This window comes from Saccharothrix stipae (assembly GCF_054781895.1).
In genome coordinates this window covers 763,173-782,911 of the sequence record NZ_BAAGTN010000008.1, presented here as the reverse complement: position 1 = coordinate 782,911, position 19,739 = coordinate 763,173, and the positions used below count along the sequence as shown (strand labels likewise).

17 protein-coding genes are annotated in these 19,739 nt (G+C 71.7%); 6 read left to right on the top strand and 11 right to left on the bottom strand.

Annotated features, from left to right (window positions below):
- Nucleotides 1–44: 44 nt before the first annotated feature.
- From ACYVLT_RS20460 to allB, 7 genes are all read right to left on the bottom strand, one after another.
- A complete protein-coding gene (locus tag ACYVLT_RS20460) occupies nucleotides 45–587 on the bottom strand; it encodes an AAA family ATPase (RefSeq protein ID WP_461121782.1) in 543 nt (180 codons plus the stop codon).
- 233 nt (nucleotides 588–820) lie between these two features.
- Nucleotides 821–3,190, bottom strand: a complete 2,370-nt coding sequence (locus ACYVLT_RS20455; protein ID WP_461121781.1) for a [protein-PII] uridylyltransferase — start codon at nucleotides 3,188–3,190, stop codon at nucleotides 821–823.
- Nucleotides 3,191–3,220: 30 nt separating this feature from the next.
- Entirely contained in the window at nucleotides 3,221–3,559 is a 339-nt protein-coding gene (locus ACYVLT_RS20450) for a P-II family nitrogen regulator (RefSeq protein ID WP_123745943.1), read from the bottom strand.
- A complete protein-coding gene (locus ACYVLT_RS20445) occupies nucleotides 3,556–4,899 on the bottom strand; it encodes an ammonium transporter (RefSeq protein ID WP_461121780.1) in 1,344 nt (447 codons plus the stop codon). Before ACYVLT_RS20445 ends, ACYVLT_RS20450 begins: the two co-directional genes overlap by 4 nt.
- A 346-nt stretch (nucleotides 4,900–5,245) precedes the next feature.
- Nucleotides 5,246–6,787, bottom strand: a complete 1,542-nt coding sequence (locus ACYVLT_RS20440) for an alpha/beta hydrolase (protein WP_461121779.1) — start codon at nucleotides 6,785–6,787, stop codon at nucleotides 5,246–5,248.
- Between the two features lie 124 nt (nucleotides 6,788–6,911).
- A complete protein-coding gene (gene alc / locus ACYVLT_RS20435) occupies nucleotides 6,912–7,910 on the bottom strand; it encodes an allantoicase (protein ID WP_461121778.1) in 999 nt (332 codons plus the stop codon).
- Nucleotides 7,911–7,976: 66 nt separating this feature from the next.
- Nucleotides 7,977–9,266, bottom strand: a complete 1,290-nt coding sequence (gene allB / locus ACYVLT_RS20430) for an allantoinase AllB (protein ID WP_461121777.1) — start codon at nucleotides 9,264–9,266, stop codon at nucleotides 7,977–7,979.
- A gap of 219 nt (nucleotides 9,267–9,485) precedes the next feature.
- On the opposite strand from allB, the gene uraD reads away from it, so the two are divergent.
- Genes uraD through pucL form a run of 3 tightly spaced genes read left to right on the top strand, consistent with a single transcriptional unit; the run spans nucleotide 9,486 to nucleotide 11,146 of the window.
- Nucleotides 9,486–9,971: a 2-oxo-4-hydroxy-4-carboxy-5-ureidoimidazoline decarboxylase gene (uraD, locus tag ACYVLT_RS20425; RefSeq protein WP_461121776.1), complete on the top strand. Its 486-nt coding sequence runs from the start codon at nucleotides 9,486–9,488 to the stop codon at nucleotides 9,969–9,971.
- Nucleotides 9,968–10,264, top strand: coding sequence for a hydroxyisourate hydrolase (locus tag ACYVLT_RS20420; RefSeq protein ID WP_461121775.1), 297 nt, complete (start codon nucleotides 9,968–9,970; stop codon nucleotides 10,262–10,264). The genes uraD and ACYVLT_RS20420 overlap by 4 nt, the downstream gene beginning before the upstream one ends.
- Before the next feature lie 3 nt (nucleotides 10,265–10,267).
- The gene (pucL, locus tag ACYVLT_RS20415; protein WP_461121774.1) at nucleotides 10,268–11,146 is read left to right on the top strand and encodes a factor-independent urate hydroxylase; all 879 of its coding nucleotides are present in this window, start codon (nucleotides 10,268–10,270) and stop codon (nucleotides 11,144–11,146) included.
- 36 nt (nucleotides 11,147–11,182) lie between these two features.
- On the opposite strand, the gene ACYVLT_RS20410 is transcribed toward pucL, so the two are convergent.
- The 3 genes from ACYVLT_RS20410 to aceB form a co-directional block, all read right to left on the bottom strand.
- The gene (locus ACYVLT_RS20410) at nucleotides 11,183–11,641 is read right to left on the bottom strand and encodes an Imm1 family immunity protein (RefSeq protein ID WP_461121773.1); all 459 of its coding nucleotides are present in this window, start codon (nucleotides 11,639–11,641) and stop codon (nucleotides 11,183–11,185) included.
- 75 nt (nucleotides 11,642–11,716) lie between these two features.
- Nucleotides 11,717–12,913, bottom strand: coding sequence for a DUF6986 family protein (locus tag ACYVLT_RS20405; protein WP_461121772.1), 1,197 nt, complete (start codon nucleotides 12,911–12,913; stop codon nucleotides 11,717–11,719).
- A gap of 1 nt (nucleotide 12,914) precedes the next feature.
- On the bottom strand, nucleotides 12,915–14,447 hold the full coding sequence (aceB, locus tag ACYVLT_RS20400) for a malate synthase A (RefSeq protein ID WP_461121771.1): 1,533 nt from the start codon (nucleotides 14,445–14,447) through the stop codon (nucleotides 12,915–12,917).
- A gap of 84 nt (nucleotides 14,448–14,531) precedes the next feature.
- Here aceB and ACYVLT_RS20395 point away from each other — a divergent pair, with 84 nt between their 5' ends.
- Nucleotides 14,532–15,284, top strand: coding sequence for an IclR family transcriptional regulator (locus ACYVLT_RS20395; protein ID WP_461121770.1), 753 nt, complete (start codon nucleotides 14,532–14,534; stop codon nucleotides 15,282–15,284).
- Nucleotides 15,285–15,545: 261 nt separating this feature from the next.
- On the opposite strand, the gene ftsY is transcribed toward ACYVLT_RS20395, so the two are convergent.
- Nucleotides 15,546–16,925 (bottom strand): signal recognition particle-docking protein FtsY, encoded by a 1,380-nt coding sequence (gene ftsY, locus ACYVLT_RS20390; protein WP_461121769.1) that lies wholly within the window; start codon nucleotides 16,923–16,925, stop codon nucleotides 15,546–15,548.
- Nucleotides 16,926–17,039: 114 nt separating this feature from the next.
- Between ftsY and ACYVLT_RS20385 the strand changes: the two genes are divergently transcribed.
- A complete protein-coding gene (locus tag ACYVLT_RS20385) occupies nucleotides 17,040–18,194 on the top strand; it encodes an anhydro-N-acetylmuramic acid kinase (protein WP_461121768.1) in 1,155 nt (384 codons plus the stop codon).
- A complete protein-coding gene (locus ACYVLT_RS20380; protein WP_461121767.1) occupies nucleotides 18,181–19,737 on the top strand; it encodes a sodium:solute symporter in 1,557 nt (518 codons plus the stop codon). Before ACYVLT_RS20385 ends, ACYVLT_RS20380 begins: the two co-directional genes overlap by 14 nt.
- Nucleotides 19,738–19,739: the final 2 nt, after the last annotated feature.

The window sequence follows — 19,739 nt, the reverse complement described above, 5'->3', positions numbered from 1 at the left end:
CCTCGCACGTCGTCGGTGGGTACCTCAGTTCTTAGGGTAGCCGTTCACGCCGACGTCACGGACAGCCGCAGGTGGTCCCGGCGGGTCAGCAGGGTCAGGCCCTGCCAGCCGCGCGGTGGCACCCCCGCGGCGAAGCGGGCGCGCAGCCGGGCCGCGCGGCGCACGTGCCGGGCGAACGACCGGGACCGGATCAGCCTGCCCCGCGTGACCTGGCCGGACAGCGCCTCCTCCGGGCTCGCGTCCAGCCACAGGAAGTGCCTCGGCCGGTTGGTCAGCACGCCGACCGCGACCAGGCCGGCCCGGGTGGTCGGGCGGGTGGACGGCTCGTGCACCAGCAGCAGGCCGCCCGCGGTGATCGCGAACCACAGGATGCGGGAGCGGTGCACCAGGTGCACCAACGGGCGGTAGAGGCGGTACGGCAGGGCTTTCGGGAAGAGGGTCCGGAGCTTGGTCCGCACCTGGTCGGAATCCAGCACGACGGCGGGCGCGCCACCCGTGTCGGCGGCGGCGAGCAGCGTCGACTTACCCGCTCCCGGCAGTCCGGCCAGCACGACCAGCGAGCGCGGCCTCACGGCGACAGCGGTCATCGCATCCATACTAAAGAGACGTTTCGGACGAGCACGAGTTCCGACGTGACCGGGAGCGGCCCAACCCCTCGATGAGCCGCTCCCCGCCTCCCCCCGTGGCGAGGTCCCCCGGCCCGTCCCCTCCCCTGGCGAGCCCTCGTGCCACGGCTCAAAGCTTGCCCCGGCACGGGGTCCGCGGGCAGCGTGAGCACCCGCGGTCGGTTGTGCGTAGACCTACGCAAGTCCCGGCGCCGTCACCGGGCGGCCAGCAGGACCGCCCGTTCGATCCGGCGGCGCTGGTCGACCCCCATGCCGTCGGGAACCGTGAGGGCGAACGAGTCCACCACCGTGGAGCCCAATGTGGACACCCGCGCCCACACGATGTCCACACCGGACTGCTCAAGGGCGTCGGCGACGTGGTGCAGCAGCCCGATCCGGTCCGCCGCGCGCAGCTCCAGCACCACCGAGCCGGTCGACTCGTCGTCGAACCACAGCACCTTCGGCGGTGGCGGGTCCTGCGGCGGGCCGCCGTAGTCGCGCTCCTTCGCGGCGAGCTTGTCGGCCAGCCCGAGGGAGCCGTCCATGGCCCTGGTGAGCTGTTCGCGCAACAGGGTCACGTCCGGCAGCGAGCCGAACCTGGGCGAGACGGTGAACACGTCGACCGCGGCTGCCCCGGACGAAGGATCGCCGTGGGAACGCAGGGTGGCGGAGTGCACCTCGAGGGAGTTGAGCGCCAGCACGCCGGCGGCCCGCGACAGCAGGCCCGGCCGGTCGGGCGCCACCACCGTGATGGTGGCCGCATGGTCGGCCCGGTCGATCAGCACGTCCGGTTTGCCGCTGGCCAGCACGGTCCGGGCGAGGTCCTGCTGGCGCTGGTCCAGCGGCTCCGGCTTGGGCAGCGGGTCGCCCGCCATCGCCGTGCGGCAGCGCGCGACCAGGTCGCTGATCAGCGAGGCCTTCCAGTCCGACCACACGCCCGGCCCGGTGGCCACCGCGTCGGCCTCGGCCAGCGCGTAGAGCAGCTCCAACAGCACCGGGTCGCCGCCGAGCGTGTCCACCACGCGGCGCACGGTGGCCTCGTCCTCCACGTCACGGCGGGTCGCCGTGTGCGGGAGCAGCAGGTGGTGGCGCACCAGCGCGGTGAGCGTGGCCACGTCCTGCGGCCACAGGCCGAGCCGTTCGGCGATCTGAGTGGTGATCGCCGCACCGACCTCGGAGTGGTCGGCCTGCCTGCCCTTGCCGATGTCGTGCACCAGGCTGCCGAGCAGCAGCAGGTCCGGCCGGGACACCCTGGTGACCAGGCGGGCCGCGTGCGCGGTGGCCTGCACCAGGTGGCGGTCGACGGTCCAGGTGTGCGCGGCGTCGCGGGGCGGCAGGTCGCGCACCGCGCCCCACTCCGGGAAGAGCCTGCCCCACAGGCCGGTGCGGTCCAGCGCCTCGACCACGTCGATCAGGCCCGTGCCGGTGCCCAGCAGGGCCAGCAGCTCGTCGCGGGCCTCCCTCGGCCACGGTTGCCGCAGCTCCGGGGCCGAGTCGGCGAGCTTGGCCAACGTGCCCGGGGCGATCGGGTGCTTGCTGCGGGCGGCGGCCGTGGCGACCCGCAGCAGCAGGGCCGGGTCACGGCTGGGCATCGCGTCGCGCGCCAACGCCACCTCGGAGCCGTGCAGCACGACACCCTCGTCCAGCGGCCGCCTCGTGGGCGCGCGCCGGAGCGGGGAGCGGGCGAACACGCCCAGCCCGCGCTTGGGCACCGCGGCACGCGCCGTGCGCATGGCCACGTCCACCGCGTAGACGATCGTGCGCGCGGCCGACGACATCGAGCGGGCCAGCGTGAAGCGGTCCTGCAGGCCCAGCGCGGTGGCGACCTCGTCGCCGTCCTGCGCGCGGAGCACGTCGCGCGGCTTGCCCGCCACCCGGCGCAGCTCCGTGCGCACGTCCAGCAGCAGCTTGCGCGCCTCGTTGACCTCGGCGGACGGCCGGTCGGTCAGCTGCGCCGCGCTCAACGCGTCCAGCAGCGTCACGTCCCGCAGCCCGCCGCGGCCGTGCTTGAGGTCGGGCTCCACGCGGTGCGCGATCTCGCCGCTGCGCGCCCAGCGCCGCGACGCCGACTCGGCCATCTCGTCCAGCCGCGTGCGCACCCCCGTGCGCCACGCCTGACGGGCGCTGTCGGTCAGCCGTTGGCTGATCTCCTGGTCGCCCGCGATGTGGCGGATGTCCAGCAGCCCCAACGCGGTGCGCAGGTCACCGGCGGCAACGCGCAGCGCCTCGCCGACCGTGCGCACCGAGTGGTCCAGGCCGATGCCGGAGTTCCACAGCGGGTACCAGAGCTTCTCGGCGATCGCGTCCACGCCCTTGTGCCCGTTGTGCACCAGGAGCAGGTCGAGATCGGAATAGGGCACCAGCTCCCGCCTGCCCAAACCCCCCACGGCGACCAGTGCGACCCCGCCGCCCGGTCCGCCGACGCCCGCCTGCGAGGCGTGCGCGGTGAGCCAGAACTCGTGCAGGTCCACCAGCGCCTCGCGCAGCGACTCCCCCGTCAAACGGCGCCGACCTGGCGCGAGCAGCCGATCGCGTGCTCGCACCAGGTCGTCAGCCGTGACGACGGCCGTCTCGGCGTTATCCATACGGCCGTCTCCCATTCCTACTTCGGATCCCTATAGGGCATCCGAGCCGCGCTCCCCGGTGCGGACCCGGATGACCGTGTCGACCGGGGTCACCCAGACCTTGCCGTCACCGATCTTGCCGGTGCGCGCGGCCTCCACGACGGCGTCGAGGACCTTCTCCACGGCGGCGTCGTCGATCAGGACCTCGATGCGCAGCTTGGGCACGAAGTCCACGGCGTACTCGGCACCGCGGTAGACCTCGGTGTGGCCCTTCTGCCTGCCGTACCCCTGGACCTCGCTGACGGTCATGCCCAGCACGCCCAGCTGCTCCAGGGACGCCTTCACGTCGTCCAGGGTGAAGGGCTTGATGATCGCGGTGACCAACTTCATGACTTGTTGCTCCCCTCAAGAACCGCAGTGGCGCCGGCGGCGACACTGGGCTTGCTGCCGCCACGGGCGCCGATGCCACCACCGAACTCGTACGCCGTCTCCGCGTGCTCGGCCTCGTCGATGCCGGCGACCTCGGCCTCCTCGTCGGCGCGGAAGCCGACGGTGATCTTGACCAGGTAACCGAGGATGAGGCTGAGCACGAAGGAGTAGGCGAGCACGGCGAGGGCGCCGACGGCCTGTCGCCACAGCTGGTCCACGCCGCCACCGTAGAAGAGGCCGTCGATGCCCGCCGGGGCGGAGGAGCTGGCGAAGAAGCCGATCAGAATGGTGCCGGAGAGGCCACCGACCAGGTGCACGCCGACCACGTCGAGCGAGTCGTCGAAGCCGAAGCGGTACTTCAGGCTGACCGCCAGGGCGCACAGGGCGCCGGTGATCGCGCCGATCGCGATGGCGCCGACCGGGGTGACCGAGGAGCACGCCGGGGTGATGGCGACCAGACCCGCGACGATGCCGGACGCGGCGCCGAGCGTGGTGGCGTTGCCGTCGCGGACGCGTTCCACGACCAGCCAGGCGAGCATCGCGGCGCAGGTGGCGACCAGGGTGTTGATGAACGCGACGCCCGCGGTGCCGTTCGCGGCGACGGCGGAGCCCGCGTTGAAGCCGAACCAGCCGAACCACAGCAGACCGGCGCCGAGCACGACCAGCGGCAGGCTGTGCGGCTTCATCCGGTCCTTCGGCCAACCGACGCGCTTGCCGAGGACGAGCGCCAGCGCCAGGCCCGCCGCACCGGCGTTGATGTGCACCGCCGTGCCGCCCGCGAAGTCGATGGCGAGCAGCTTGTTGGCGATCCAGCCGCCCGGGTCGATGACGTTGCCGTCAGCGTCCTTGCCGTCGAAGTCGAACACCCAGTGCGCGACCGGGAAGTACACCAGCAGCGCCCACAGGCCCGCGAACAGCAGCCACGGCCCGAAGCGGGCGCGGTCGGCGATCGCACCCGAGATCAGCGCCACCGTGATGATGGCGAACATCGCCTGGAAGGCGACGAAGACGGTGGTCGGGATGGTCCCGAACGCCGACTCCTTGCCGAGCAGGCCGTCCAGGCCGAAGAACTCGAACGGCTTGCCGAGCAGGCCGGCGCCGACGTCGGTGCCGAACGCCATGGAATAGCCGACCAACACCCAGAGCACACCGACCACGGCGATTGCGCCCAGGCTCATCATCATCATGTTGAGCACACTCTTCGACCGGACCATGCCCCCGTAGAAGAAGGCAAGTCCCGGCGTCATCAACAGCACCAGTGCGGCACTGGTGAGCACCCAGGCGGTGTCCCCTGTATCCACGTCGACCTCCACTGCACGTCGGTTGCAGGGAGCATCGAGATGTCCTGTTTCGCGCGATTGCGCCTCAGGTTTCGCGGAGGTGAACTGTCCGGGCCCTGGTGTTACGGGCACGTTTCGTCGACTTGAAGCAAGCAGTTCCGCCCGCAATCAGTGCGGACCGACGCGGATTTTGCGGTGACGGACCGTGCGAGCGGGTCTCGTCTTTGCGGTGGTTCGTGTGATCCCGCGCAGCGCCCCGACGACGCTCGGTCACCGAACTGTGACGTCCGGCGCACCGGTCGCGGTCGAGCCTGCCAGACCGGTTGGGACCGCCTCCGCCGGGTGGCGGAGGCGGTCCCCGGCCGCGCTAGTCCAGCCAGCCCGGGATGGCCGGCGTCGGACCCGCCGGGAGCGGCTTCGCGGCCGGCGACGCGGCCGACTGCGGCGCGGGCTCCACGGCCGCGCACCGGGCGCCCGGACGCGGGGTCTTCAGGCTGACCAGGTAGTCGTCCGTCACCCGGCGCGTGCAGTCGCTGCGGTCGTAGACGCCGTGACCCCAGCCCTCGTAGGTCAGCAGGACCGTGGTGTCACGGCTCTGCCGGTGGGCGTTGGCCGCCCACTCGTAGCCGGTCGCGGGGTCGTGCAGCGCGTTCATCATGAGGATCTTCGGCGCGTGCTCGATCCGGAGCCGGTGCTGCGGGTTGTTCACCTTCTCCGGCAGGCCGACGCAGCCCGCCATCGCGATGTGCCCGAGCGCCGAGCCGCGCATGTGCGGCGCGATCCGCCGGGCCCGGTCGACCAGGGCGGAGAACTCGCGGTGGTCGCGCACCCGGATCGCCCAGTCCTGGCAGAACACCGCCGCGAACGGTTCGCGGACCGTCTCCGCCGCGAACGCGACCGGCGCCGGCGCGGCCGTGCCCGCGCCGAGCTCCACCAGCCACTCCGACAGCAGCTGCCAGTCCGGGCCGTAGAACGCGCCGAACGCGACGCCGATGATGTCGTCGGCGGGGACCTTGCGGCTCGGGTCGAGCGGGTCGACGATCTCGCCCCGGTCGGCGCGGGCCAGCAGGTCGTCCCACACCTTCGCCACGTCCTGGCCGTGCAGGGCGCACGACTCGGCGCGGTCGCACCACTTCACGAACTCGCGGAACGAGTCCTCGGCGGTCTCGGCCTCGGTCTCGTTGAACCGCCACGTGCCGAGGCTGTGGTCCATGTTGGAGTCGATCACCATGGCGCGGATGTCGCGCCCGTACTCCTCGGCGTACTGCTGGCCGATGAGCGTGCCGTAGGAGATGCCGTAGTAGTTGATCTTGCGCTCGCCGAGGGCCTTGCGCAGCGCGTCGATGTCCTTGACGACCGCGCCGGTGTCGGCGTGGTCGAAGATCGGGCCGCTGTGCTCGCGGCAGTCGGCCGCCAGCCTGCGGTTGTACGCGGCGAGGGCGTCGAACTCCCGCTGGTTGGCAGGGTGCACGGACGGCTGCGCGCGCAGCAGGTCGAGCGAGCACCGCACCGGCTGGCTGCGCGCCACGCCACGCGGGTCGAAGCCGATGATGTCGAAGCGCTGCTGCACCTCGGGGCTGAAGTAGCCGTCCGCCCCCAGCGCGAAGTTCACGCCCGAGCCGCCGGGGCCGCCGGGGTTGATGACCATGACGCCGATCCGCTTGGCCGGGTCGGTGGCCTTGCGGCGGGCCACCGCGAGGTCGAACCTCTCGCCGCGCGGGTTCGCCCAGTCGATGGGCAGGCTCAGCGTGCCGCACTCCACCTCGGCCAGTTCCGGACAGGGTTTCCAGTCGATGCCCGCGTGGCCCTGCGCCTGCGGCTCCGTTTCGGCCGACGCCAACGACGTCGTCCCCGTGACGAGCGCGAGGGCGGTGACCACGCCGCCGAGCGCCCTGGTGATCGGTCGCACAGGTTCCTCCCTAGTTCCTGTTCACCCAATCGGGTTTTCGCAGGCTTCCAGGGCGGTTGAACACGCCACAACCGACTGAAGTCTTAGCCGCAATCAGCCCACGGGCTGACAACTTTTCCCCTCGTCAGCGCAAGTCCTGGTAGCGCTGGGTGATTACCCTGAGACCGTCGGCGGTCAAGCCGCCGAACAGCCGCAGGCGTGCCATCCCGCCGTCCGGGTAGATGTCGAGCCGCGCGTGGGTGGCCTCGGCGGTCCGCTCGACGCGGAAGCGGTGCCGGGTGTCGGGCTGCAAGCGGGTGCGGGGCAGCACGTCGAACTCGGCGCCGGTGCGCGCGTCGCGACCCCGGACCGACGCCCAGCCCGGCGCGTTGCCCTTGAAGTGGGTGGTGTCCAGTTCGGCGAGCCGGATGACGCCGGGCGCGGCCAGTTCGACCTCGACCCAGTCGTTGCCGTCGTCACGCCTGCGCGCGGTCTCCCAGCCCTCGCCCATGAGCGTGGCCTGGCCGGGCGCGATCAGGTTGCTCGGGTCGCTGTAGAACCTGTTGCTGCACCCGGTGATCGACGCGCCGTTCTCCAACGCGGCCAGGTCCAGCGCGTCGGGCACGATCAGGTCGGGATCGGCCACCGGGTCGCCGAACACGCGCAACCGCGCCACGCCGCCGTCCGGGTAGATCGTCAGCCGCACGTGGGTGTACCGGCGGTGGGCGGAGACCTCGAAGTAGTGCTTGCGGTCGCCTCCGAGCGGCGACTTGGGCACCACGGTCTCCCAGCCGGTCAGCTCGTCGGGGGCCGGGTAGCCCTCGGCGGAGGTGGCCTCGACCGACGCGAACGGCGGGTAGTTGCCCTTGAAGAACGCGGTGTCGACCACCACGCCCCTGATCACGCCCGGCAGGCCGAGGCGGACGATCGCCCGGTCCTCGCCGCCCGCACGCCGGCGGCGGGTCTCCCACCCGTCGTAGAGCTGGCCCTTGTGGCCGAACGTGTAGGTCCGGTACTCGGGCTCGGGCTTGCGGATCAGGTTCTCGCGCTCGGCGAACGACTCGTCGTTGGCCCACACCACGCCGCCGCCCACCGAGCGGCAGGCCAGGTCGGGCAGGCGGGTCCAGTCGGGGGCCTCGGTCATGCGTCTCCTCTGCTCGGTGCTCGGCTCCGCCGGGGCCGTCCCGGGCTCGGCTCGGCCAAGGTCGTCTCAGGCCCGGGTCAGCAACCGCCCGCGCGGTCGGTCGTCGATCGGCTGCCCGCGCAGCCACGTGCGGCGCACGACGCCCGCCAGCGGGCGGCCGTGGTAGGGCGTGACGGGGTTGCGGTGGTGCAGCGCGGCGCGGTCCACCACGAACGCGTCGTCCGGGGCGAACACGCAGAAGTCGGCGTCCGCGCCGGGCGCGATGCGGCCCTTGGTGGTCAGCCCGACCAGGTCGGCGGGCCGGGTGGCCATCCACCGGACCACGTCGGTCAGCCCGTGACCGCGTTGCCTGGCCTGGGTCCACACCGCGGGCAGACCCAGTTGCAGGCTCGCGATCCCGCCCCAGGCGGTGGCGAAGTCGCCCTGCTTCAGCTCCGGCGTGCACGGCGAGTGGTCGGTGACGACCAGGTCGATCAGGCCGTCACCCAACGCGCGCCACAGCTGCTCGCGGTTGGCCGCGTCACGGATCGGCGGGCAGCACTTGAACTCCGTCGCCGTGTCGCCGATCTCCTCCGCGGTGAAGGTCAGGTAGTGCGGGCAGGTCTCGGCGGTGAGCCGCAGGCCGAGTTCCTTGGCGGTCTTCACCTGCCGCACGGCCTCGGCGCTGGACAGGTGCAGCACGTGCAGCCTGGCCCTGGTCTCGTTGGCCAGGTCGACCACCGCGGCGACGGCGTGCGTCTCGGCCCGGTGCGGCCTGGAGTTGAGGAAGGCGCGGTAGTCGGGACCGGGCTCGGTGACCTCGTGCGGGTCCTCGGCGTGCACGATCGTGAGCGCGTCGCGCGAGCGCAGCCGGGACAGCGCGGCCCGCAGCTCGCCCTCGGTGACGTGCGGGAACTCGTCCACGCCCGAGTGGATCAGGAAGCACTTGAAGCCGAACACGCCCGCGTCGTGCAGCTCGGGGAGGTCGTCGAGGTTGGTCGGCACGATGCCGCCCCAGAACCCGACGTCGACGTGCACCCTGTCCCGCGCCGCCTCCCGCTTGGCCTCCAGGGCCGCGACCGTGGTGGTCGGCGGCAGGCTGTTGAGCGGCATGTCGACGATCGTGGTGACGCCGCCGGCCGCCGCCGCCCTGGTGGCGCTCCCGAAGCCCTCCCAGTCGCTGCGGCCCGGGTCGTTCACGTGCACGTGCGTGTCGACCAGGCCGGGGAGGAGCACCTCGTCGTCGGCCAGCTCCACGACGGTCCCGGCGTCCAGCCGGTCGGCCACGGCGACGATCCGACCGTCCTCGACGCCGACGTCGGCACGGCGTTCACCATCGGGGGTGATCACTCGGGCAGCGCGCAGCACCAGGTCCATGGCCGTCACTCTCCCAGCCGGTCGGCGGCGATGCGAGCGGCACACCGCCCGCCGCCCGCGCCCCGCCCGCCGGGGCCTTGCCGGGCCCGGTCCAGTGGTCGAGCGAACCCTCCCTGCGGGTCTTCCGGCCTGGCGCAAGACTGTTGACACGCTCGGAGGGCGCTCGTAGCGTCCCCCCTTGCGGAAAAGGGATTCCGCGATACAGAAAAGGGAGCCTCTTTGCCCGATCTGGAAGGGTTCAACTCCGCGCCCGCGGCCGAGCTCCGCCCCCTGCTCACCGAATGCCTCGCGGTGCCGCGCTGGGTCGACGCGCTGCTGGCCGGCCGCCCTTACGCCGACGTGGACGCCCTGCTCGCCGCGTCCGATCTGCACGCGGACCTGAACGACGAGGAAGTCCTCGGCGCCATCGCGGGTCACCCCCGCATCGGCGAGAGCGCCCCGGGAGGCGGTGTGTCGGCGAAGTGGTCGGCCGACGAGCAGTCCGGCGTCACGGCGCCGCTCGCCGACCGGCTGCGCGCCGCCAACACCGCCTACGAGGACCGGTTCGGGCACATCTACCTGGTGTGCGCGACCGGGTTGAGCGGCGAGCAGGTGCTGGCCGACCTCGGTGCCCGGATGGCCAACCCGCCGGACGTGGAACTGCGCGTGGTGAACCGGGAGCTGGCGAGGATCGCGGCGCTGCGGCTGAGGAAGGTGTTGGCATGACGGTGTCGCTGTCCACCCACGTGCTGGACGCCGAGGCCGGGCGGCCGCGCGTCGGCGTGCCGGTCCGGTTGGAGCGCGACGGCGCGGTGCTGGCCGATGGCGTCACCGACGACGACGGCAGGCTGCGGTTCGCGGCCCGGCTGTCGCCCGGCGTGCACCGGCTGGTCTTCCTCGTCGACACGCCGTTCTACCCGGAGATCACCGTGGCGTTCCGGGTCACCGGGGATCCGGGGCACCTGCACGTGCCGATCCTGTTGAGCCCGTTCGCGTACACGACCTACCGAGGGAGCTGACCGATGGCCATCGTCCTGGGGCCGAACCAGTACGGGAAGGCGGAGAACCGCCTCGTCACGGTGACCCGCGACGGCGCCGTGCACACGATCAAGGACCTCACGGTCAGCACCTCCCTGCGCGGCGACCTCGCGGACACCCACCTCACCGGCGACAACGCGAAGGTGCTGGCGACCGACACGCAGAAGAACACCGTCTACGCGTTCGCCAAGCAGTCCCCGGTCGGTGAGATCGAGGACTTCGCCCTGCGCCTCGGCCGGCACTTCGTCTCGTCGCAGGAGGCGATCAGCGGGGCCCGCGTGCTCGTCGACGAGCACTCGTGGGAGCGCATCGAGGGCCATGACCACTCGTTCGTGCAAGGCGGCAACGAGAAGCGCACGACCGCGGTGACCGTCGAGGGCGAGCGCGCGTGGGTGGTGTCGGGCGTGCGGGACGTGGTGGTGCTGAAGTCGACCGGGTCGGAGTTCCACGGTTTCCCGCGCGACGAGTACACGACGTTGAAGGAGACCGACGACCGGATCCTGGCCACCTCGGTGACCGCGCGGTGGCGGTACCAGGGCACCGGGATCGACTGGGCGAAGAGCTTCACCGAGATCCGGCGGCTGCTGCTGACCACGTTCGCGGCCAAGCACAGCCTGTCGTTGCAGCAGACGCTGTACGCCATGGGCGAGGCGGTCCTGCGGGCCCGGCCCGAGGTGGCCGAGGTGCGGCTGTCGATGCCGAACAAGCACCACTTCGCGGTCGACCTCTCGCCGTTCGGGCTGGAGAACGACAACGAGGTGTTCTACGCCGCCGACCGGCCGTACGGGCTCATCGAGGGTTCCGTGCTGCGTGACGACGCCGAGGACGCCGGGTCCGCCTGGCACACGCTGCCGTCGTTCTGAGTGGCGCCGACCGTGCTCCCGGGCCGGGGAGCACGGTCACTTCCGGTGCAGGGACATCCGCTGCAACCGCCACTCGTGGAACAGGTCGGCCTCCTCGTACCAGTCCACGACGGTCGGCCGGCGGGCGGTGAACATGAACTCCACCAGGATCTCGCGGTAGGTCGTCAGCGGTACGCCCACGCCCGGCGGGAAGTCGGTGTAGGCCTCGTCCACGTACGGCGCGTCCGGCTCGCCCTTCGGCCAGCCGGTGAACTCGTCGTCCACGTAGTTGAGGTAGCCCCACCGGCCGCGCACGGCCAGCACCAGGTTGTGGTCGCTCTCCCCTTCCGCGTCGGGCGCGCGGCCGAAGTGCTCCAGCATCCCGTCATTGCACTCGGGCCGCGCCAAGGCGGCGATGAGCACGTCCACGTCCGCCGCGCACGCCACCACCTGGTAGCGGAACTCCGCCCGCTCCAAGTCCGGCAGCCCGGTCCACAAGCCGGCCCGCATGGTCATGCACACACCCTGACCGGTGTCGCACGGTCCGGCCGCTCGCTGGTTCGAGAATCACTCCATCAAGCGATGCCGTGATCACTCTCTTCTAGCTAGCGCCTGAAGATCCGTCACGCTGAGTCCCGTCGCGCGGTGGATCTCGTCCACGTCCAGGGCACCGCAGTCCAGGGCGCGCAGGAACGACGTGGACAGCGCCTGGGCGGTCGCGGGCTCGTCCAGCACCGCACCGCCCGCCCGTTCCACGTACGCCCGCAGCCGGCGCGCGTCCGCCTCCACGCCCTCCAGGTAGAACGCGTGCACGGCCGCGTACCTGGTCACCAGCTGCGCGGGGTGCAGGTCCCAGCCCTGGTAGAAACCGTGCGCCAACGACCGCCGCACCAGCCGGTAGTGCGTGCGCCAGCCCTCGTGCACGTGGTCGCCGACCGGCAGCACGTTCGTGGAGCCGTCGGACAGCGCGACCCCGGTGCCCGCCGCCGAGACCTGCATGACGTTGCGGGCGAAGTCGCACGCGCCGTGCGCCAGGTGCTGGTGCGCCGCACCCAGACCACAGCCCGCCGTGTAGTCGTACGTGCCGAAGTGCAGGCCGCTGACCCGCCCGCGACCCGCCTCGATGAACCTCGGCAGGGCCAGCCTGCCCTCCGGGTCCACGACCGACCGGGTCGTCTCGACCTGGATCTCGAACCGCAGCGGCAGCCCGAACAGGTCCAGCACGTCGCCGAGCACCTCCACCTGCGCCACGGAGGTGACCTTCGGGAACGTGATCACGAAGCCCTCGGGCGCGCCGCCCAACGCGGTGAGGAACACGTCCAGCGTTCGGATGCCGCGCTCGCGCAACGCCCTGGTGTCGAACGACTTCATCCGCAGCCCGAACCTCGGCGGTGCCACGCCGTCCCGCACCCAGTCCCGCACCACGAGCGCGGTGCGCTCGGCGTCGGAGTCCTCTTCCTCGTCGGACCGGACGCCGTAGCCGTCCTCGAAGTCGACGCGGAGGTCCTCCACCGGCTCGGCACCGAGCTTCGCCCGCACGCGACCGTGCACGACCTCCGCCACTTCCGGCGTCAGGTCGAGCACGTCGGCCAAGCCGCCCGGCGCGTGCGCGTCCAGCGCCGCAAGCGCTTGCGCACCCCAGTCACCCGGCGTGGACGACGTCACCCGGTCGGCGGGCACGTAGCAGGTGTGCACCGGCTGCCTGCCCGCCGGCGGGTGCGGCTCCACATCGGACAGCCGGGCGGTGACCGCCCGCACCGCGTCGGCCGGCAACGACGTGCGCGGCACGTCAGCCGATCCGCTCGTAGGCGGGCAGGGTCAGGAAGTCCACGAACTCGTCGGCCAGCGCGACCTGCTCGAACAGCTCCACGGCCAGGTCGAGGTGCTCGCCCTCCAGGTCCTCCTTCACCCGGGCCAGCACGGTGCGCACCAGCTCGGCGGTGACCGGCGTGCCGTCGTCCAGCACGACGTCGTTGTGCACCCACTGCCACAGCTGCGAGCGGGAGATCTCGGCGGTGGCGGCGTCCTCCATCAGGTTGTGGATGGCCGCCGCGCCGTTGCCGCCCAGCCAGGACAGCAGGTACCGCACGCCGACGTCCACGGCCGACTCCACGCCCGCCCGGGTCGCGCGGCCGCCGGTCGACTTGAAGTCCAGCAGCTGCTCGGCGGTGACGGACACCTCGGGCCGCAGCACGTCGAGCTGGTTCGGCTGGTCCGACAGCTTGTCGTCGAAGATCTCCCGGCACACGGGGACCAGGTCCGGGTGGGCCACCCACGAGCCGTCGAACCCGTCGTTCGCCTCACGGGTCTTGTCCGCGCGCACCTTCTCCAACGCCTGCGCGGTGACCTCCGGGTCACGCCGGTTGGGGATGAACGCGGCCATGCCGCCCATCGCGAACGCGCCGCGCTTGTGGCACGTGCGCACCAGCAGTTCGGTGTAGGCGCGCATGAACGGCACGGTCATCGTGATGCTGTTGCGGTCGGGCAGCACGAAGTCCGCGCCCGCGTCCCGGAAGTACTTGATGACGCTGAACAGGTAGTCCCAGCGGCCCGCGTTCAGGCCCGACGCGTGCTCGCGCAGCTCGAAGAGGATCTCCTCCATCTCGAACGCGGCGGGGATCGTCTCGATCAGCACGGTCGCGCGGATCGTGCCGTGCGGGACGCCCAGCCGTTGCTGCGCGGCGGTGAACACGTCGTTCCACAGCCGGGCTTCGAGGTGGCTCTCCATCTTGGGCAGGTAGTAGTACGGCACGCCCAGCTCGGCGTTGTGGAAGAAGTGCAGGCCGAAGTCGACCAGTGCGCCCACGGCGGGCTTGCCGTCGATCTCCAGGTGCCGCTCGGGCAGGTGCCAGCCGCGCGGCCGGACCACGATCGTCGGGCGGGCCACGTCGTCGCGCAGGGTGTAGCGCTTGCCCTCCGGCGAGGTGTGCTCGATCGTGCCGCGGGCCGCGTCGTAGAGGTTGACCTGGCCGGAGACCACGTTGTGCCAGTGCGGGGTGTTGGCGTCCTCCAGGTCGGCGAGCCACACCTTCGCGCCGGAGTTCAACGCGTTGACGGTCATCTTCCGCTCGGTCGGCCCGGTGATCTCCACCCGCCGGTCGCGCAACGGCCCGGGCGCCTCGGCGACCCTCCAGTCACCCTCCCGCACCGCCTGCGTCTCCGGCAGGAAACCCAGCCGACGGCGCTGCGCGCGGCGGGCGATCAGCTCGTCGCGGGTGGCGGCGAAGTCGCGGTGCAGCCCGGCGACGAACTCCAGCGCGTCCGGCGTGAGGATCTCGTCCCCGCGCTCCACTTCGCCCCCGAGGACGCGAACACCGGACATGGAAGTCCACCTCGATTCCGATCGGTTTCTACTTCGCGGACTATAGTTTTCACCACGCGGAACGGCAACGAAGGAGTGGTGACGGTGGCACCGGAGTCCACGGGCGGCGTCCAGTCGCTGCGACGCGCCTTCGACCTGCTCGAACGCCTGGCCGACGCGGGTGGCGAGGCCAGCCTGTCCGAGCTCGCCGCCACCTCCGGCCTGCCGCTGCCGACCATCCACCGGTTGATCCGCACCCTGGTCACGCTGGGGTACGTGCGGCAGAACAGCAACCGCCGCTACACGCTCGGGTCGAGGTTGATCCGGCTCGGGGAGAGCGCGTCGCGGCAGTTCGGCACGTGGGCGCGGCCGTTGCTGGCGCGGTTGGTGGACCGGGTGGAGGAGACCGCGAACCTGGCCGTGCTCGACGGCGACGAGGTGGTGTACGTGGCGCAGGTGCCGTCACGGCACTCGATGCGGATGTTCACCGAGGTGGGCCGCCGGGTGCTGCCGCACGGCACGGGCGTGGGCAAGGCGATGCTGTCCCAGCTGCCGCGCGACGAGGTGCGCGCGCTGCTGGCCCGCACCGGCCTGCCCGCGTACACGCCGAACACCATCACGGACGCGGACGAGCTGCTGGCGTCCCTGGACCGGATCGCCGAGCAGGGCTACGCGCTGGACGAGAGCGAGCAGGAGCTGGGCGTGCGCTGCATCGCCGTCCCCCTGCGCGGCGCCCCGACCCTGGCGGCCGTCTCCGTCTCGGGCCCCGACAGCCGCCTGACCAAGGACTCGCTGGCCCGGATCATCCCCGAGGTCCTGGCCACCGCCACCGACCTCGCCACCCAATCCCACCCTTGACCCACCGCGAGAGTCCAACGCTCAAGCCGCGAGAGTCCTACGTTCGGAGCACGTGAATTCAACGCTCAGCGCGTCCGACGGCGCGCTCGACGCCCCCCGGCTCGCGGCTGAGCGTTGAATTCGGGTGTCGTGAACGTTGGACTCACGCGGCGTGAGTGTTGGACTCTCGCGGCGTGAGTGTTGGACTCTCGCGGCGTGAGTGTTGGACTCTCGCGGCGTGAGTGTTGGACTCTCGCGGGGTGAGGGTTGGACTCTCGCGGGTCAGGTGAGGAGGGCGTCGACGAAGGCCGTTGGTTCGAACGGGGCCAGGTGGTCGGCGCCCTCGCCCAGGCCGACGAGCTTGACGGGGACGCCGAGCTCGCGCTGGACCTGGAACACGATGCCGCCCTTGGCGGTGCCGTCGAGCTTGGTCAGCACGATGCCGGTCACGTCGACCACCTCGGCGAACACCCGCGCCTGGGTCAGGCCGTTCTGGCCGGTGGTGGCGTCGAGCACGAGGAGCACCTCGTCCACCTTCGCCTGCTTCTCCACCACCCGCTTGACCTTGCCCAACTCGTCCATCAGGCCGGTCTTGGTGTGCAGCCGGCCCGCGGTGTCGATCAGCACCGTGTCGACGCCGTCGGAGACGCCCTGCTTCACCGCCTCGAACGCCACCGACGCCGGGTCCGCGCCCTCCGCACCCCGGACGGTCGACGCGCCCACGCGCGAGCCCCAGGTCTCCAACTGGTCGGCCGCGGCGGCACGGAAGGTGTCCGCCGCACCCAGCAGCACGGTGCGGCCGTCGGCCACCAGCACGCGGGCCAGCTTGCCGGTCGTGGTGGTCTTGCCGACGCCGTTCACGCCGACCACCAGCACGACGGCCGGCTTCACCTGACCGGAGCCGTTGGCGTGCGGCAACGCGTTCACCGCGCGGCCCATCTCCGGGTGCAACGCCCCCACCAGCACGTCCCGCAGCAACGCGCGGGCGTCGTCGGACGTGCGCACACCGCGCGCCACGATCTGCTCCCGCAGCGCCGTGACGATCTGGTCCGTGATCGCCGCACCCAGGTCCGCCATCAGCAGCGTGTCCTCGATGTCGGTCCACGAGTCCTCGTCCAGGTCACCCGCGCCCAGGAGCCCCAGCACGCTCTGGCCGAACGTCGACCGCGACCGGGAGAGCCGGCCCCGCAGCCGCTCCAACCGACCGGCGGTCGGCTCGATCTCCTCGATCTCGGAGGCCGCCTCGGGCAGGTCGACCTCGACGAACCCGCGCTTGACCGAGTCACGGGGCACGGCGGCGTCGTCACCGACACCCGGCTGACCGTCGACCTCGGTGCGCTCGGCGACGGGGTGCTCGACGGGCTCGACCGGCGCCACCGGCCTGGCGGGCTCGACCGGCGCGGCAGCGGGCGACGCCCCGGCCCGCTCCGCCGGCTCGGTGCGCTCGACCGGCTCGGCCGGTCTGGTCGGTTCGGCCACCGGCGGCGCGGGCGCGCTGAACGAGATCGCGCCACCGGCCTGGTAACCCTTGGCGGGCTTGTCCTGCTCGGGCTCGACGAGGCTGATCCGCCGGCGCCGCGCCAGCACGACGCCCGTCACGAGGGCGACCGCGAGCAGTGCCGCGACGACGACGATGATCCAGATCAGGGACGTGGTGGACACGGCGCAATCCTCGCACGCCACCATATGTTGCTGATCGACGAACCAGGTTGATTTCCGGCAACTTTCCCACGAACACTCTTGCGCCGGCGCTCTGTGTGGAATAGACCACAGGGCGTGAGGGTGATCGGGCTCATTTCGGGCACCTCGATGGACGCCATCGACGTGGCCGTGGCCGACCTGTCCCTGGACGGCCCGACCGTCGTGCTGGTCCCCGTGGAGCACGCCGAGTACCCGTTCCCGGAGGACCTGCGCAGACCACCCGCCAGTGCCGCGGACCTGTGCGTGCTCGACACGCGGCTGGGCCAGGCGTTCGCCGAGGCCGCCGCCAGGCACCGGGGGGACCTCGTGGCCTCGCTCGGCCAGACCGTGCACCACTGGGTCGAGGACGGCCGCTGCCTCGGCACGCTGCAACTCGGCCAGCCCGCGTGGATAGCCGAAGCCACCGGCCTGCCCGTGGTGGCCGACCTGCGCGTCCGGGACGTCGCCGCTGGTGGTCACGGCGCCCCGCTGGCCAGCACGCTGGACGCCCTCTGGCTGGCCGGGTTCGACGGACCCGCCACCGCGCTGAACATCGGCGGCATCGCCAACGTCACCAGGGTTTCGCCCGGAGGTGTGGTCGCCTACGACACCGGACCGGGCAACGCGCTCATGGACGCGGCGATGACCGTGCTGTCCGGCGGCCTGCGCAACCAGGACACCGACGGCGAGTTCGCCCGCCGCGGCCGGGTCCACGCCGAGCTGCTCGACCGCCTGCTCGCCGACCCGTACTACGCCCGGCCCGCGCCCAAGTCGACCGGCAAGGAGCACTTCGACCTCGCCTACCTCGACCGCGTCACCGAGGGCCTGACCATGCCCGCCGAGGACCTGCTGGCCACGCTGACCGAGCTCACCGCGCGCACGATCGCGGCCGAGTGCGAGGGCACCGTCATCGGCTCCGGCGGCGGCATGCGCAACCCCGTGCTGGTCGAGTCGTTGAGCCGACACGTGGACCTGCGCACGAGCGACGAACTGGGACTGCCCGCCGCGGCCAAGGAGGCCTACCTCGCCGCCCTGCTCGGCTTCCTGACCTGGCACGGCCTGCCCGCGAACGTGCCGTCCGCCACCGGCGCCGCCGGCCCGCGCCCGCTGGGGTCGATCACCCCCGGCCGCCACCCGCTGCGCCTGCCCGAGCCGGCGCTCACCGCCGTGACCGGACTGACGGTCAGCCGCCACCGGCGGCCGTCGGGCCAAGGTTCCCAGGGAGATGGAGGAGACCGTGCGCGCACTTGATGTCGGCATCATCGTGCTGTTCCTGGTGGGCATGCCGCTGCTGGGCGTGTGGATCGCCGGGCGCCAGCGCTCCGCCACCGACTACTTCGTCAGCGAGCGCCGCATCTCGTGGTGGGTGGTGTGCGTCTCGGTGGTGTCGGCCGAGACGTCCACGCTGACCGTGCTGAGCGTGCCGACGGTCGCCTACCTGGGCACGACGACGTTCCTGTCGCTGGCGATCGGCTACCTGATCGGCCGGATCGTGGTGTCGTTCGTGCTGCTGCCCAAGTACATCGCGGGCGAGCTGATCACCGCGTACGGGTTCCTCGGCAAGCGGTTCGGGCGCAACATCCAGAGCACCGCGTCGCTGACGTTCCTGGTCACCCGGCTGCTCGCGGACGGCCTGCGGCTGTTCGCCACCGCCATCCCGATCAAGGTGGTGCTGGTCGCGTACGGCGTGGACGTGTCGTACTGGGTGATCGTGGCGGCGCTCGGCGTCGCGATGGTCGTCTACAGCTTCCTCGGCGGCGTGCGGGCCGTGGTGTGGGTCGACGCGATCCAGATGCTCTGGTACGTCGTCGGCGCGTTCGCGGTGATCCTGGTGCTGAACGGGAAGTTGCCCGACGGGTGGTTCACCGGCGCCGCCGACGCGGGCAAGTTCCAGGTCCTCGACTTCAACGCCAGTGCGTTCACCTCGCCGTACGCGATCGTGACCGCGTTCATCGGCGGCGCGGTGCTGTCCATGGCGTCGCACGGCGCGGACCAGCTCATCGTGCAGCGGTTGATGGCCACCAAGGACGTGCGGGCGGCGCAGAAGGCGTTGATCGCCAGCGGCGTGGTGGTGTTCTTCCAGTTCGCCCTGTTCCTGTTCATCGGCGTGATGCTGTGGGCGTTCTACAAGGGGGCCAACCCGGTCAAGGACCTCAAGCTCAACAACAACGACGAGCTGTTCGCGAACTTCATCGTCAACGACATGCCGTCGGGGCTGAGCGGGTTCGTGATCGCGGGCATCCTGGCGGCGGCGCTGTCGTCCTCGTTGGGCGCGCTGGCCTCCTCGACCGTGACCGACGTCGTGCAGCGCGTGGTGCGGCGGCCGATGAGCGAGGCCGAGGTGTTCCGCCAGGGCCGGATCTGGACGGTGGCGTGGGCGGGTCTGCTGATCGTGTGCGCCGGGCTGTTCGCCACGTTGACCCGCCGCGGCAACCCGATCGTCGAGCAGGGCCTGTCGATCGCCGGGTTCACCTACGGCGCGCTGCTCGGCGCGTTCCTGCTCGGCCTGGTGTTCCGCAAGGCCAAGGAGCTCGACGCGGTGGTGGCGTTCGCGGTGACGGTGGTGGTCATGGCGTTCGTGATCCTGGGCGTGAAGTTCGTCGGACCGGACGCGACCCTGGCGATCGACTTCTCGCCCGCGGCGCCCGCGCAGAAGATCGTGGCGCTCGCCTACCCCTGGTACACGGTGTTGGGCGTGCTGGTGACGTTGCTCGTGGGCGGGTTGATGTCGTTGCGGCACAAGGGTTATCAGCCGCCGGACGTGCAGGACGCGGTGTCGGCCAAGGCGGCGTGACC